A 14607-nucleotide genomic window follows, 5' to 3' on the forward strand; every position below is an offset into this window, starting at 1 on the left:
CACATGCCGCGCTCGACCTCGCGGTGTCGGAGGCTTACGGGCGGGGAGAGTGGTGACTTGGCACCCACCCTATTGGGCAGCCGCTAGAACGACCGCTCGACCCTGACGATGAGGATCAGGTCCGGCCGGTCTTCCGTTTCCTCAAGCAGGGATGGCACCTCCGCCAGAGTGGTTTTCCAATGACCGATGTAGTGCACCTCGCGGAAGGTGGCGTTCAGATAGGGCCGGAGCGCGCGCGCGAAGGAATCCCCGACGACCCAGACCGTCAGGTCAGAGAGGGGGCGGTCGTTGCGCACGATTTCGCGCAGGAAGGTCGGCTCCGACGGACCCCGGGAGGGCAGGGCTTGCCATGACGGCGGGGCCGGCCAGACCGGCTGCCAGTCCCGGTCGGGAAGGGTCGGAAAGTTTCGCAGGCCCGCGATCTCGATGATATCGCCTTGGCGGGCCTGGCCGACTTCGAATGCGAGGTCCGGCACGGGAAGGTCGAGCTCCCTGAGCATCCCGGCGAAGGCGAGGTAGGCGCCCTTGCCGTTCCAGTGCGTGTCGGTGCGCCAGTAAAGCTGGCCCTCGGTCGTCTTCAGGCGGCGGAGGTCCTCGGTCGGGTCGTAGAGGACGAGGCCGGGCACGGTGCGAAGGCTGTCGAGGAAGGTGCCGACGTAGCGTGTCGGCGACGGCATGAGGGCGTCGGGGAGGAACTCGGGATAGATGCTCTCCTTGTTTGGCCCGACCAGCATCGCGAGCCTGACCCCGGACCGGGTTGCGGCATCGGCCACGCGGGCAACGGCGTCGCGGATGCCGGATACGACGGCTTCGTCGGGCAGCTTGGCGAGCTTGAGCTTGGCCACGGACTCGTTGTGGGCGTTGCCGAGAAACAGCCATTCCTCCTTGCCCTGATACCAGGCCAGCGACGACCCGAACGCATATTCCGGCCTGGCGATGGCGACGGTTTCCATCCTGTGGGTCGCCGAGAAATCCGTCCGGCTGATCGCCAGTCCGACAAGGCCAATGCCAAGCATGGACAGGCACAGGACCGCCACCTTCATCCCGCCGGACCGCGGGGAAAACCGGATCGGCGTTTCGACGAACCGCTGCGTGAGCCACGCCAGCAGCACGGCGACTAGGACGAGGATGACCCGGATTTCCCACGGCTGGGGTTCAGCGTTGACAATCTGGCTGAAGGAGAGGAGCGGCCAGTGCCAGAGATAGAGCGGAAAGCTGATCAGGCCGAACCAGACGACAATCCGGTGCGAAAGGATCTGGCGGTTGATCCAGGCCTCCGGGCCGGCGGCGATGATGAGGACGGTCCCGACGACCGGCAGCAAGGCCCAGGCGCCGGGAAAGCTGGTGTCATGCCGGATCGCGACGAGGCCGCAGGCGATCAGCAGGAGGCCAAGGGCCGAGGCGGCGTGGGAAAGCCGGCGTCGGCCCTCCTGCGACCGTCCCGCGATCCAGGCCAGAGGCGGAAGGCTCGGACCACTGGCGTCCTTCCGAAGGTGCGCCCAGGCGAGGAGGGTTCCGCAAAGGAGTTCCCAGAACCTGGGAAGCGGGGAAAAGAACGCACCCACGGGGTCGGTTCGGACCATGACGAGGCCGAGGCCGAAAGAGAGGGCGATCAGGCCCGCGATCACGAGATGCAGCCAGGCCTGCCAGCGCCACAAGAGCCAGACCATCATGGGCCAGAGGATGTAGAACTGCTCTTCGATCGAGAGGCTCCACAGGTGCAGGAGCGGTTTCGTCTCGGCCGCGGTGTCGAAATACCCGACCTCGCGCCAGAATACGAAGTTGGAAAAGAACCCGGTCCCGGCGAAGGCGTGCTTGCCAAGTTGCGATAGCTCGTCGGCCAGAAGGACGAACCAGCCGAAGCCGAGGGTTGCGGCAAGCACGACCGCGAGCGCCGGAAAGATGCGCCTGACGCGGCGGGCATAGAAGGTGCGGAAGGAAAAGGCGTTCGCCGCCATGCCTTTGAAGATGATCGTCGAGATCAGGTACCCGGAGATCACGAAGAAGACGTCGACGCCGATGAAACCGCCGGTCAGCTGGTTCGGAAATGCGTGGAACCCGACGACCGACAGGACGGCGACCGCGCGCAGCCCGTCGATGTCGGGCCTGTAGTCCGGGTGGTGGAGCAAGCCCTGATATTGCACGGACGGTCCCCGGAAGAGCGGCAAGCACCGTGGCAGGGCCTACGCCGCCCGTTCTCATTAGGAAGCGGTGCAGCAGCGGACAAGGCAAATCTGCGAAAGGCCGCCCTTGCACCGCCACAGGGGCGCGTGGAGTTGCATTCCTGCACGAAAACGCGGCGCGGGTCAGAGGCGGAGGCTCGCCTCGGTCTCGGCCAGGATCCGGGCGGAGGCGGCGAGGGCTTCGGTTTCGGCCGCGTCGAGGTCGGGGCGAAGCTCGGCGGTGATGCCGCGGCGGCAGAGGATGCGGGGGAGGGAGAGGGTGACGGCGGGCACGCCGCCCACCTCATGCGTGCGGGTGGAGACGGAGAGGACCGCACCTTCGTCGGCGGCGATGGCGCGGACGATGCGGGCGAGGCCGGCGCCGATGCCGTGCCAGGTGGCGCCCTTGCCTTCGATGATCTTGTAGGCGGCGCGGCGGGTGCCGTGGTCGATCTGCGCGCGCACCTCTTCGGTCAGGGCGGCCCCCACTTGCGCGGCGAAGGCCGCGAGCGGCATGGAGCCGGCGCGGGCGGCGGACCAGGCGAGGACCTCGGAATCGCCATGTTCGCCAAGGACATAGGCGTGGACGGACTGCGGCGCGATTCCGAGGTGGCGGCCGACGAGGCTGCGGAAGCGGGCGGTGTCGAGGATGGTGCCGGAGCCGATGACGCGGGAGGGGTCGAGGCCGGAAAGCTTCGTGGCGACATGGGTCATCACGTCGACGGGGTTGGTGGCGACGAGGAGGATCGCCTCAGGTGCGGCGCGGGTGATCTGGCCGATGATGTTGCGGAAGACCTCGGCATTGCGTTCCAAAAGCTGGAGGCGCGTCTCGCCCGGGGCCTGGGCGACGCCGGCGGCGAGGATGACGACGCCTGCCCCGTGAAGGTCGGGGTAATCGCCGGCGCGCACCATGACCGGGCGGCCGAAGGGGACGGCGTGGGAGATATCCTCGGCTTCGGCCAGGGCGCGGGCTGGGTTGTGGTCGATCATCACCACCTCGGACGCGCCGCCACCGAGGGCGAGGGCGAAGGCGGCGGCGCTGCCGACCATCCCGGTTCCGACGATTCCGACTTTCATGCGGGCCTCCGTTGCGTGTGGCGTCAGCGTCGCGCGGGAGGGGCCGGGGTGCAAGGGTCTTTGCCCGTGATGTGCCTGACCGGTGGACAAGGCATAATCTTGACAGTGTAAAGAATCACGTTAGAGTAGGTGTTGCTTACACTCATGAACCCGACGAGGTGACATATGGACTTGGCCAGAGACGCTGCGGCTGTTGCGAGATGCGGGCGCGGGCACGCATGGGCCGGGCACGGGCTGGCGCTTATGTCCGCCGTCATGCTTCTGGGTGCGGCGATCGGCTGGCTGTCGGGCGACCCTTCGATCATCGGGGAGCGCACGGGCCTTGGCGCGGAAAGCGAGGTTGCGCAGGCACTGGCTTCGCTTCTTGGCGTCTACAAGGGGCTGCTCGACCTCTGGCCCCTGCCGCTGGCGCTTTGGGCGGCGCTGAGGCGGGATGCTGCGACGGCTGCGCTGGTATGGGCGGTGGCGGTTGTCGTGATCCCGCTGGCCGACCTCGCGGTCCATGCGATGACAGGCCGGGACTGGGCCGATGCTGTGGTCCATCTTCCCTTCCTGGTCACCATGTGCGGTGCTGCGGCCGCCTATGCGATGGCCGTACAGCGCGCCGGTCTTGCCAGGTAGGGCGCTGACGCCGGGTTCGTCGGGCGGGCCCATATCGAAGGGGTGGCGGTCGCTATTCCTACTGGTCAGGCGGGGTGATCTTCGCTACTCTGCCATTCAGACCCGGGGGACACATCCGGGCTTGAAGGCAGAGCAGGCGAAACAGGCGGTTTACCCATGACTGAGATGGTCTATGGCTCCAATCCCGTACGGGTCACGGAGCCGGTGCTTCCCCGTTGGTGGCGTACCATCGACAAGTGGACCCTGACGCTGGTTTTCGTCCTGTTCGGGATCGGGCTGCTTCTGGGACTGGCGGCCTCGGTGCCGCTGGCGCAGCGAAACGGCCTGGACCCTTACTTCTACGTGCAGCGGCAAGCCTTCTTCGGCGGCGTTGCCTTGCTGGTGATGATCGCTATTTCGATGGCTTCGCCGGGCATGGTGCGCAGGCTGGGCATCCTGGGCTTTGGCATCTCGCTGGTGGCGCTGGTGCTGCTGCCGCTGTTCGGGACCGATTTCGGCAAGGGAGCGGTGCGCTGGTTCAGCCTTGGCTTCGCCAGTGTCCAGCCATCCGAATTCGTCAAGCCCGGGTTCGTGATTGCCGTGGCCTGGCTGATCGCGGCCAGCCAGGATTTGAATGGCCCGCCAGGCAAGTCGATCTCCTTCGCGTTGATGCTGGTGGTGGTCGCCTTTCTGGCGATACAGCCGGACTTCGGCCAGTCGGCGCTGATCATCTTCGCCTGGGGGGTCATCTACTTTGTCGGCGGAGCCCCGATCACGCTGATCGCAGTTGTGGGGGGTATCGTCGGTGTGGCCGGGCTGATCTTCTACGAGTCCTCCGAACACTTCGCGCGCCGGATCGACGGGTTCCTGTCGCCCGAGGTCGATCCGCGCACGCAGCTTGGCTATGCCGCGAACGCGATCCAGGAAGGCGGGTTCTTCGGCGTGGGCGTTGGCGAGGGGCAGGTGAAATGGTCGCTGCCGGATGCGCATACGGACTTCATCATCGCGGTCGCTGCCGAGGAATACGGGCTGATCCTCGTCCTTGTCATTCTGGGGCTTTACGGCGTGATCGTGGTCCGCTCGCTCGTTCGGCTTATGGAAGAGCGTGATCCTTTCGTACGCCTTGCCGGGGCGGGGCTGGTCTGTATCTTCGGCGTGCAGGCGATGATCAACATGGGCGTCGCGGTGCGGCTTCTGCCGGCCAAGGGCATGACGCTGCCTTTCGTAAGCTACGGCGGGTCAAGCGTGATCGCCGCGGGGATCACCATGGGGATGCTTCTGGCGCTGACGCGGGCACGTCCGCGCGGCCAGATCAGCGACGCGTTCAAGCGGGGGCGGTGATGGGTTTCCTGGCCTGGTCCCCCGTCCCGTCTGATCAGCGCGGGGGCAGAAGCGAGGCGCTTCAGGGGTGCGGAGGCGTTTCGCGATGAGCGGAAAGCTTCTGTTGATTGCTGCCGGTGGCACGGGCGGGCACATGTTCCCCGCACAGGCCTTGGCCGAGGCGATGCTGGCGCGGGGCTGGCGGGTGACGCTGTCTACCGATGACCGGGGTGCGCGCTATGCGGGCGGGTTCCCCGCTGCGGTGCGGATCGAGAAGGTGGCGAGTGCCACCTTCGCGCGGGGCGGGGCGCTGGCAAAGCTTGTTGTGCCGTTCCGCATCCTGGGCGGTGTTCTTGGGGCGGTCTGGTCTCAGATGCGTGACAAACCTGCGGTGGTGGTGGGCTTTGGCGGCTATCCGTCGATCCCGGCCCTGTCGGCGGCCTGGGTCTTGCGGCGGCCGCGGATGATCCATGAACAGAACGGTGTTCTTGGCCGGGTGAACGAGGTCTTCGCGCCCCGGGTTCACAAGGTGGCCTGCGGGACCTGGCCGACGACGCTGCCAGCGGGTGTGACCGGCGAGGCGACGGGTAACCCGGTCAGGGCGGCGGTGCTGGAGCGCGCGGCCGCACCCTATATCCCCCCGGGCGACTATCCGATGTCGCTGGTCGTGGTGGGCGGCAGCCAGGGGGCGCGGGTCCTGTCGGACGTGGTGCCGGATGCGGTCGCCAGACTGCCAGAGCCATTGCGCGCCAACCTGCGGGTGGCGCATCAGGCGCGCGACGAGGATGCAGAACGCGCGGCGGCGGCCTATGAGGCGGCGGGCGTCCGGGCCGAGATCGCGCCTTTCTTTGCTGACATCCCGCGCCGGCTTTCGGAGGCGCAGCTGGTGATCAGCCGTTCGGGCGCGTCATCCGTCGCCGACATCAGCGTGATCGGGCGGCCCGCGATCCTGATCCCCTTTGCGGCGGCGACCGGCGATCACCAGACGGCGAACGCGCGCGGGCTGGTTGACGCGGGGGCAGCTGTCGCCATTGCCGAAAAGTCGCTTGACGCGGACGGCCTGAGCCGTCACATCGCCGCGATCCTGGAAGACCCGCAGAAGGCCGAGACCATGGCGCAGGCCGCGCTTGGGACCGGCAAACCCGATGCGACCGCGCGCCTTGTGGCGCTGGTCGAAGCCCTGGGAGGAGATGCCCCATGAACGCAGCCACGAAGCTTCCGCTGGAGCTTGGTCCGATCCATTTCGTCGGCATCGGCGGCATCGGGATGAGCGGGATCGCCGAGGTCCTGATGACGCTGGGCTACCGGGTGCAGGGGTCGGATGCGAAGGCGTCGAAGATCACCGACCGGCTGGTGAAATTGGGGGCGACCTTTTTCGAGGGGCAGAAGGCCGGGAACATCGGCGAGGCGGCGGTGGTGGTGATCTCTTCCGCCATCAAGAAGGGCAACCCCGAACTGGAAGAGGCGCGGCGGCGGAAGCTTCCCGTGGTGCGCCGGGCCGAGATGTTGGCGGAACTGATGCGCCTCAGGTCAAACATCGCGATTGCCGGGACGCATGGGAAGACCACGACGACGACGATGGTGGCGACGCTTCTGGACAAGGGCGGCTTTGACCCGACGGTGATCAACGGCGGTGTGATCCATGCCTATGGCAGTAATGCCCGGGCGGGTGCGGGCGAGTGGATGGTGGTGGAGGCGGATGAGTCCGACGGGAGCTTCAACCGCCTGCCCGCGACGATTGCCATCGTGACCAACATCGACCCAGAGCATATGGAGCATTGGGGCGACTTCGACAGCCTGCGGAAAGGCTTCCTCGACTTCGTGTCGAACATCCCGTTCTACGGGCTCGCGGTCTGCTGCACGGATCATCCGGAAGTGCAGGCGCTGGTCGGTCGGGTGACGGACCGGCGGGTCGTGACCTTCGGCTTCAACGCGCAGGCGGATGTGCGGGCACAGAACCTGACCTATGAGAATGGCGTCGCGCATTTCGACATTGCCCTGCAATCCGAGGACCAGGTGATCGAAGGCTGCACCCTGCCGATGCCGGGGGATCACAACGTCAGTAACGCTCTGGCCGCCGTGGCGGTGGCCCGGCACCTGGGGATGAAGCGCGACGAGATCCGCGATGCGCTGGCGGGCTTTGCCGGCGTGAACCGCCGCTTCACCAAGGTTGCCGAGGTAAACGGGGTCACGATCATCGACGATTACGGCCACCATCCCGTTGAGATTGCGGCGGTCCTGAAGGCCGCGCGGCAGGCGACGAAGGGGCGGATCATCGCCATCCACCAGCCGCACCGCTACACGCGGCTTTCGAACCTCTTCGAAGAGTTCTGCACCTGCTTCAACGAGGCGGATGTGGTGGCCATCGCCGAGGTCTATGCGGCGGGTGAGGACCCGATCCCGGGGGCCAGCCGCGATGACCTCGTGGCGGGGCTGATCGCCCACGGCCACCGCCACGCCCGCGCCTTGCAGGACGAAGGCGAGCTGGCGCGGCTGGTCAAGGAACAGGCGCGGCCGGGGGATATGGTGGTTTGCCTTGGCGCCGGGACGATCTCGGCCTGGGCCAATGCGCTGCCGGCAAAGCTAATGGGTGCTGCCGCATGATGATCACGCGTTTTCTGCGAAAACGCGAAGGTCTGACAGCGTGAGCACGCCGCTGATCCTTGGCGCGCTTTGGGTGATTGCCTCTGCCATCGTGGCGATGCTGCCGATGCGGGCGCAGATGGTGCCGGGGGTGGCGCTTCTGATCGCCGCGCCGGTGCTTCTCGTCTGGATCGGCTGGACGCATGGCTGGGTCTGGCTGGCGCTGGGCCTCTTTGCCTTCGTGTCGATGTTCCGCAATCCCTTGCGCTACTTTGCGCGCCGGGCGCTGGGCCGACCTGCGCCCCTGCCGAAAGAGCTTGAGAGATGATCCTGCCCCTGTCCCTGTGCCTTGTCTGGCTAATCGTGGCGAATGTCATCGGAATGCTGCCCTCGCGCGACTATCACTGGCGGGCGGCCTATGTGCTGATCGCGATCGGCGTGCCCTTGCTGGGCTGGGTGACCTATGAGGGTGGTCCGATTGTCGGCCTTCTGGTGCTGGCTGCGGGTGCGTCGATCCTGCGCTGGCCGGTGGTCTTCTTCTGGCGCTGGCTGCGCAAACGGGTGGAATAGGGCGATGCTGGGACACCTGCTTGCGATCTCGGCGACAACTGCGGTCTTTGCCGCCGTTGTGGCCTGGGCGATGGCGCGGCGCTACGGGCGGCGGCGCGCGCTGGTCGTTCCGGTGCTGGCGGTCCTGGCCGCTGTCTTCACCGTGGTCCGGGCGGGTATGCTGGAAGAAGGCGATGTTCTCGTGCGGGTGTCGCTGGCGATGGGCTTTGCCGGACCTGCGGTGGCGGGCGCGCTGGTCGGGCTGGCGCTGGCCGGGCGGAAGGCTGGTTAGGTCAGGGCCTTGCGCGGCGGGGGCAAGGGCGGATAGCAGGGGGACATGAGCGCGCTTCCCACCCCTCGCGGCACCTTGACCCCGGACCGGCCCCTCGCGGACCTGACCTGGCTGCGGGTCGGCGGGCCGGCGGACTGGCTGTTCCAGCCGGCGGACGAGGCGGACCTTGCGGAGTTTCTGGCTGCCCTTGATCCGGCGGTGCCGGTCTTTCCGATGGGCGTCGGATCGAACCTGATCGTCCGGGACGGGGGCATCCGGGGCGTGGTGATCCGGCTGGGGCGTGGGTTCAACGGGATTTTGGTGGAGGGCGACCTCGTCACGGCCGGTGCGGCGGCGCTGGATGCACATGTGGCCCGGCGGGCGGCAGAGGGTGGCCGCGACCTCACCTTCCTGCGCACCATTCCCGGCAGCATCGGTGGGGCCGTCCGGATGAATGCGGGCTGCTACGGGACCTATGTGGCAGATGTGCTGCAGGAGGTCAGAATTGTGCATCGTTCAGGGCACATCGAGACCCTGCCTGCATCTGCGCTGAACCTGCGTTACCGGCAGAGCGACTTGCCCGAGGGCGCGGTGATCGTGGCGGCAACCTTCCGGGCCGCAGCGTGTGATCCGGCGGCGCTGGAGGCGCGGATGGCGGAGCAGATCGCCAAGCGAGATGCCACCCAGCCCACTAGGGATAGATCGGCCGGAAGCACCTTCCGCAATCCCTTGGGACGCAGCAGCACCGGTCAAGCCGATGACACGCATGAGCTGAAGGCGTGGAAAGTGATCGACGATGCCGGCATGCGGGGCGCGCGGATCGGCGGCGCGCAGATGTCCGAGATGCATTCGAACTTCCTGATCAACGCCGGCGGGGCCACCGCCGCCGACCTTGAATCCCTGGGCGAGGAAGTGCGAAAAAAGGTTTACCAATCAAGCGGTATCACGCTAGAGTGGGAAATCATGCGGGTCGGAGAATATCCGCAGGATTAACGATATCACGGGGCGCCATAAGCCCCGGATGAGGCAGTGCATGGTGGGCGCATCGAGCAGGATGGCCCCCGAAGTGGCGGTTCTGATGGGTGGGCTTTCCGCTGAGCGGGAGGTGTCACTTGTCTCTGGGCGCGAATGCGCCAAGGCCCTGCGGGAGGCTGGTTACCGGGTGGCGGAGGTCGATTGCGGCCCCGACCTGCCCGCACGCCTGTCCGAATTGCGCCCCGATGTCTGCTTCAACGCGCTCCACGGTCGCTGGGGCGAGGATGGCTGCGTCCAGGGCATGCTGGAATGGCTGAAGATCCCCTATACGCATTCCGGGGTGCTGGCCTCGGCCCTTGCGATGGACAAGGTCAAGACCAAGGATGTCTATCGCGCGGCGGGGTTGCCGGTCGTTGACAGCGTGCTCGTCCGGCGGGACGCGGTGGAAGCGGGGCATGTGCTGCCCGCGCCCTATGTGGTGAAGCCCTACAACGAAGGTTCGTCGGTCGGGGTCTATATCGTCCGCGAAGGGTCGAACGCCCCGCGTCTGGCGGCGTCGATGCCCGACATGGTGATGGTCGAGACCTATGTGCCGGGGCGTGAGCTGACGACGACCGTGATGGGCGACCGGGCGCTGGGGGTGACGGATATCATCACCGACGGCTGGTACGACTACGACGCAAAGTACAAGCCCGGCGGAAGCCGCCACGAATGCCCGGCGAAGCTGCCGGCCGAGATCGAGGCTGCCTGCCTTGACTATGCCTTGCGCGCCCATCAGGCGCTGGGGTGCCGGGGGGTCAGTCGGACGGATTACCGCTGGGACGAGGCGCGCGGGCTGGCGGGGCTGGTCCTGCTGGAGACGAACACCCAGCCGGGGATGACACCCACCTCGCTTGCCCCCGAGCAGGCGGCGATGCAGGGGATTTCCTTCCCCGAATTCTGCGACTGGATGGTGAGGGACGCGTCATGCAATCGCTGACCGCCCGTCGCCCCACGCGACCGCAGCCGCGCGATCCCGCGCCGTCGAAATGGGCTTACCGGCTGCACCGGATGCTGCTGCGCCCCTGGGTGCGGCTGTTCCTGCGCACTGGCCTTCCGACGCTGGTCGTCGTCGGCGCGGCGACGGCCTGGATCAGCCACGAGCCGAACCGCATCGCCCTTATCGCCCAGTTGACCCACCTTCGGGCCGAGTTCGAGGCGCGGCCCGAGTTCCGCGTTTCGCTGGCCCGGGTCGAGGGCGCCTCGCCCGAACTGGCCGAGGCGGTGCGGGCGCGGCTGGCGCTGCCGTTGCCGATGTCGTCCTTCGATATCGATCTCGACGCCGCGCGGATGCGGGTCGAGGAGCTGGATGCCGTCCTGCGGGCAGACCTTCGGGTGCGGTCCGGCGGGGTCTTGCAGGTGATGGTCACCGAACGGGTGCCTGTCGCCGTCTGGCGCACCGAGGATGGATTGACGCTGATCGACGAGACGGGCCACCGCGTCGCGGGCCTTGTGGCGCGAGTGGATCGCTCCGACCTGCCGCTGGTGGCGGGCGAGGGTGCCGAGCGGGCGATGCCCGAGGCACTGGACCTTTTTGACGCGGCAGGCCCGCTAACGCCGCGCGTCCGGGGCCTTGTCCGGATCGGCGAGCGGCGCTGGGACCTGGTGCTTGACCGCGACCAGCGGGTGCTCTTGCCGGCCAAGAACCCGGTCCAGGCGCTGGAGCGGCTGCTGGCGCTCGACCATGCCCAGGACCTGATGAACCGCGACATCCTGACCGTCGACCTGCGGTCGGACCACCGACCAACCCTTCGCCTGACCCCCAACGCCCTTGCCGAGGCGCGCCGCGCACAAGGCATCGAAACCGTGGAGAACGAACTGTGACCGATCTCTATACCTCGCAGCGCACCATGCGGAACATGCGCCGGGCTGCCATGCAGCGTGGTGTCATCGCCATTCTGGACGTGGGCACCAGTAAGATCGCCTGCCTTATCCTGCGCTTTGACGGGCCGGACCGCCTGCGCGAGCAGGACGGGGTGGGGCCCATGGCCGGGCAAAGCCAGTTCCGGGTAATCGGGGCGGCGACGACCCGGTCCCGCGGTGTGCGCTTTGGCGAGATCGCGGTGATGAACGAGACCGAGCGCGCGATCCGCACGGCGGTGCAGGCGGCGCAGAAGATGGCGAACGTCCGGGTCGATCACGTGATCGCCTGTTTCTCGGGCGCGGAACCGCGCAGCTACGGGCTGGCGGGCGAGCTGGACCTGCAGGATTCCGTGGTGACAGAACAGGACGTAAGCCGCGTTCTGGCCGCCTGCGACGTGCCGGACCTCGGGGCCGGGCGCGAGGTGCTGCACGCCCAGCCGGTGAACTTTGCGCTGGACCACCGCACCGGCCTTGGCGATCCGCGCGGGCAGATCGGGCATCGCCTTGCCTGCGACATGCACCTTCTGTCGGTCGATGGCGACGTGGTGCAGAACCTTCTCTACTGCATCAAGCGCTGTGACCTTGAACTCGCCGGGATCGCGTCCTCGGCCTATGTCTCGGGCATCTCGAGCCTGGTCGAGGACGAACAGGAGCTGGGGGCGGCCTGCATCGACATGGGCGGCGGGTCGACGGGCCTGTCGATCTTCATCAAGAAGCACATGATCTATGCGGATTCCGTCCGGATGGGCGGGGACCATGTGACCTCCGACATCTCGAAGGGTCTGCAGATCCCGGTCGCGGTGGCCGAGCGGATCAAGACCCGGCACGGCGGGCTTTATGCTACGGGGATGGACGACCGCGAGATGATCGACATCGGCGGCGACAGCGGCGACTGGGAAAAGGACCGCCGTCAGATCAGCCGGACCGAGCTGATCGGGATCATGCGGCCGCGGGTCGAGGAAGTGCTAGAAGAGGTCCGCGCCACGCTGGACGCCGCCGGTTTCGACAGCCTGCCCAGCCAGCAGATCGTGCTGACCGGCGGCGCAAGCCAGATCCCGGGGCTGGACGGCCTTGCGACCCGGATCCTTGGCCAGCGCGTGCGCCTTGGCCGGCCGCTCCGCGTGCAGGGCCTGCCCCAGGCGGCGACGGGGGCGGCCTTTGCCTCGGCCGTGGGCCTTTGCCTCTTTGCCGCGCATCCGCAGGACGAATGGTGGGACTTCGAAATCCCCGCCGAACGCTACCCTGCGCGGTCGCTGCGGCGGGCGGTCAAATGGTTCAAGGACAACTGGTGACCACTACATCCAGATCAGAAGGCGAAATGCCGCTGAATATGGGGCCAAAACCCCCAGATTTTGAGGCAATCCCGAGATTTCTTCGTGACCTTTGACAAGGTTGTGGATAGAATCGGGGATAAGTCGGCCGTTTGCACGCGGGACAGGTGCAGGCAAGGCCGGAAAAGAAACAGGCGGCGGACAAGAAACGGACGGGCAAACCCATGGCACTCAATCTGACGATGACTCCTGAGCGTGAAGAGCTGAAGCCGCGCATCACCGTCTTCGGTGTGGGCGGGGCAGGCGGCAACGCGGTGAACAACATGATCGACCAGGCGCTGGAAGGCGTCGAGTTCGTCGTGGCGAACACCGATGCGCAGGCGCTCCAGCAAAGCCGGGCGCATGCGCGCATCCAGATGGGTGTGAAGGCGACGGAAGGTCTGGGCGCAGGCGCGCGGCCTTCGGTCGGCGCAGCGGCGGCGGAAGAGACGATCGAGGAGATCGTCGATCACCTGGCGGGCGCACACATGTGCTTCATCACCGCCGGCATGGGCGGCGGGACGGGCACCGGGGCGGCCCCGATCATCGCGCAGGCGGCACGCGAACTTGGCGTCCTGACCGTGGGCGTGGTGACGAAGCCCTTCCAGTTCGAAGGCGCCAAGCGGATGCGCCAGGCCGAAGAGGGGATCGAGGCGCTGCAGAAGGTGGTCGATACCCTGATCATCATCCCGAACCAGAATCTCTTCCGGCTGGCCAATGAACGCACGACGTTCACCGAGGCCTTCGCGATGGCCGACGATGTCCTTTACCAGGGCGTCAAGGGTGTCACCGACCTGATGGTGCGGCCGGGCCTGATCAACCTCGACTTCGCCGACGTGCGCGCGGTGATGGACGAGATGGGCAAGGCGATGATGGGCACGGGCGAGGCCGCGGGCGACGAGCGTGCGGTGCAGGCGGCCGAGAAGGCGATCGCCAACCCGCTTCTGGACGAGATCAGCCTGAACGGTGCCAAGGGTGTCCTGATCAACATCACCGGCGGGCATGACCTGACCCTCTTCGAACTGGACGAAGCGGCGAACATCATCCGCGAGAAGGTGGACCCCGAGGCCAACATCATCGTCGGCTCGACCCTGGATACCAGCATGGAAGGCCGGATCCGCGTGTCGGTCGTGGCGACCGGCATCGACGCTTCGTCGGCAAAGGCCGATGTGCCGGTGGCGCGCCGGTCGATGGCCGCACCCCTGACGCTTACGCCAACGCCTGCAGAGCCGGTGCGGGCCGCCCAGCCGGTCGCCCCGTCGGTGGCCGATCCGATGCCCGAAGTGGACGAAACCCTTGAGGACGGTCTTTTCGATGCGGCGGCCTCGCAGGCCGGGATCGCGGACGAAGACGACGATGCCGCGGAGCTTCCGCCCCCGGCCTATCGCCCGCAGGCCCCCGCCCCGCAGCCGTCGCTGGTGCGGTCGGCCCCTGCAGCGATCGAGGCGGATGCGGGTGACTTCGTCGCGCCGCGTCCGCGCGCCGCTGGTCAGCCTTCGCCCGAAGCACTGGCCCGGTTGCAGGCTGCCGTCAGCCGTCCGGCAGCCGGTGGCGGTGCAGCGCGCTTCCAGCGTCCGACACCGGTTCCCGCGCCTGCTCCGGCCCCGGCACCGCAGGCCGCCGCGGCCGCCAAGCCGCGGTTCGGCATCGGGTCTCTGATCAACCGGATGGCCGGTCACCTGGAAGCATCGACCGCGCCGATCCCGGCCCCGGCCAGCCGCACGCAGCCGCCGGTCACCGCCTTTGACGACGACCACGAGATCGACAACGACCAGGACCGGATCGAGATTCCCGCCTTCCTGCGCCGTCAGGCGAACTGAAATCCTTCTGGTGAGGGAAACTGAAAAGGCCCGGGGTT

General features: G+C 67.2%; 14 protein-coding genes. 12 read left to right on the forward strand and 2 right to left on the reverse strand.

Translation table 11 applies throughout. The features are described 5' to 3' along the window. Positions 1–83: 83 nt before the first annotated feature. Both AC2D9V_RS11465 and AC2D9V_RS11470 read right to left on the reverse strand, forming a co-directional pair. Positions 84–2129, reverse strand: coding sequence for an acyltransferase family protein (locus AC2D9V_RS11465; RefSeq protein ID WP_484714198.1), 2046 nt, complete (start codon positions 2127–2129; stop codon positions 84–86). 177 nt (positions 2130–2306) lie between these two features. Then, entirely contained in the window at positions 2307–3239 is a 933-nt protein-coding gene (locus AC2D9V_RS11470; protein ID WP_484714199.1) for an L-lactate dehydrogenase, read from the reverse strand. A 243-nt stretch (positions 3240–3482) separates the two neighbouring features. Here AC2D9V_RS11470 and AC2D9V_RS11475 point away from each other — a divergent pair, with 243 nt between their 5' ends. The 12 genes from AC2D9V_RS11475 (at position 3483) to ftsZ (ending at position 14569) form a co-directional block, all read left to right on the forward strand. Continuing rightward, positions 3483–3860 carry a hypothetical protein gene (locus AC2D9V_RS11475; protein WP_484714200.1) on the forward strand — a complete coding sequence of 126 codons (378 nt, stop codon included), beginning with the start codon at positions 3483–3485 and terminating at the stop codon, positions 3858–3860. Between the two features lie 156 nt (positions 3861–4016). Then, complete coding sequence (locus AC2D9V_RS11480) at positions 4017–5180, forward strand: peptidoglycan glycosyltransferase FtsW (protein ID WP_484714201.1); 1164 nt, start codon at positions 4017–4019, stop codon at positions 5178–5180. An 85-nt stretch (positions 5181–5265) separates the two neighbouring features. Further along, the gene (locus tag AC2D9V_RS11485) at positions 5266–6360 is read left to right on the forward strand and encodes a UDP-N-acetylglucosamine--N-acetylmuramyl-(pentapeptide) pyrophosphoryl-undecaprenol N-acetylglucosamine transferase (RefSeq protein WP_484714202.1); all 1095 of its coding nucleotides are present in this window, start codon (positions 5266–5268) and stop codon (positions 6358–6360) included. After that, on the forward strand, positions 6357–7763 hold the full coding sequence (murC, locus tag AC2D9V_RS11490) for a UDP-N-acetylmuramate--L-alanine ligase (RefSeq protein WP_484714203.1): 1407 nt from the start codon (positions 6357–6359) through the stop codon (positions 7761–7763). The genes AC2D9V_RS11485 and murC overlap by 4 nt, the downstream gene beginning before the upstream one ends. 40 nt (positions 7764–7803) lie before the next feature. Continuing rightward, complete coding sequence (locus AC2D9V_RS11495; protein ID WP_484714204.1) at positions 7804–8070, forward strand: DUF2484 family protein; 267 nt, start codon at positions 7804–7806, stop codon at positions 8068–8070. Then, complete coding sequence (locus AC2D9V_RS11500) at positions 8067–8312, forward strand: DUF2484 family protein (RefSeq protein ID WP_484714205.1); 246 nt, start codon at positions 8067–8069, stop codon at positions 8310–8312. The genes AC2D9V_RS11495 and AC2D9V_RS11500 overlap by 4 nt, the downstream gene beginning before the upstream one ends. Before the next feature lie 4 nt (positions 8313–8316). Further along, a complete protein-coding gene (locus AC2D9V_RS11505) occupies positions 8317–8583 on the forward strand; it encodes a hypothetical protein (protein ID WP_484714206.1) in 267 nt (88 codons plus the stop codon). A gap of 45 nt (positions 8584–8628) precedes the next feature. Continuing rightward, complete coding sequence (murB, locus tag AC2D9V_RS11510) at positions 8629–9555, forward strand: UDP-N-acetylmuramate dehydrogenase (protein ID WP_484714207.1); 927 nt, start codon at positions 8629–8631, stop codon at positions 9553–9555. A gap of 40 nt (positions 9556–9595) precedes the next feature. Beyond that, positions 9596–10516: a D-alanine--D-alanine ligase gene (locus AC2D9V_RS11515; protein WP_484714208.1), complete on the forward strand. Its 921-nt coding sequence runs from the start codon at positions 9596–9598 to the stop codon at positions 10514–10516. After that, positions 10504–11400, forward strand: coding sequence for a cell division protein FtsQ/DivIB (locus AC2D9V_RS11520; protein ID WP_484714209.1), 897 nt, complete (start codon positions 10504–10506; stop codon positions 11398–11400). Before AC2D9V_RS11515 ends, AC2D9V_RS11520 begins: the two co-directional genes overlap by 13 nt. Continuing rightward, a complete protein-coding gene (gene ftsA, locus AC2D9V_RS11525) occupies positions 11397–12731 on the forward strand; it encodes a cell division protein FtsA (RefSeq protein ID WP_484714210.1) in 1335 nt (444 codons plus the stop codon). Before AC2D9V_RS11520 ends, ftsA begins: the two co-directional genes overlap by 4 nt. Positions 12732–12934: 203 nt before the next feature. Continuing rightward, the gene (gene ftsZ / locus AC2D9V_RS11530) at positions 12935–14569 is read left to right on the forward strand and encodes a cell division protein FtsZ (RefSeq protein WP_484714211.1); all 1635 of its coding nucleotides are present in this window, start codon (positions 12935–12937) and stop codon (positions 14567–14569) included. The last annotated feature ends 38 nt before the right edge of the window (positions 14570–14607 follow it).

The organism is Tabrizicola sp. T46 (assembly GCF_057219895.1).

Coding starts and splice junctions, on each gene's coding strand:
- AC2D9V_RS11470 (WP_484714199.1), bottom strand. CDS start 3,239: ATGAAAGTCGGAATCGTCGGAACCGGGATGGTCGGCAGCGCCGCCGCC.
- AC2D9V_RS11475 (WP_484714200.1), top strand. CDS start 3,483: ATGTCCGCCGTCATGCTTCTGGGTGCGGCGATCGGCTGGCTGTCGGGC.
- AC2D9V_RS11480 (WP_484714201.1), top strand. CDS start 4,017: ATGACTGAGATGGTCTATGGCTCCAATCCCGTACGGGTCACGGAGCCG.
- AC2D9V_RS11485 (WP_484714202.1), top strand. CDS start 5,266: ATGAGCGGAAAGCTTCTGTTGATTGCTGCCGGTGGCACGGGCGGGCAC.
- murC (WP_484714203.1), top strand. CDS start 6,357: ATGAACGCAGCCACGAAGCTTCCGCTGGAGCTTGGTCCGATCCATTTC.
- AC2D9V_RS11500 (WP_484714205.1), top strand. CDS start 8,067: ATGATCCTGCCCCTGTCCCTGTGCCTTGTCTGGCTAATCGTGGCGAAT.
- AC2D9V_RS11505 (WP_484714206.1), top strand. CDS start 8,317: ATGCTGGGACACCTGCTTGCGATCTCGGCGACAACTGCGGTCTTTGCC.
- murB (WP_484714207.1), top strand. CDS start 8,629: ATGAGCGCGCTTCCCACCCCTCGCGGCACCTTGACCCCGGACCGGCCC.
- AC2D9V_RS11515 (WP_484714208.1), top strand. CDS start 9,596: ATGGTGGGCGCATCGAGCAGGATGGCCCCCGAAGTGGCGGTTCTGATG.
- AC2D9V_RS11520 (WP_484714209.1), top strand. CDS start 10,504: ATGCAATCGCTGACCGCCCGTCGCCCCACGCGACCGCAGCCGCGCGAT.
- ftsZ (WP_484714211.1), top strand. CDS start 12,935: ATGGCACTCAATCTGACGATGACTCCTGAGCGTGAAGAGCTGAAGCCG.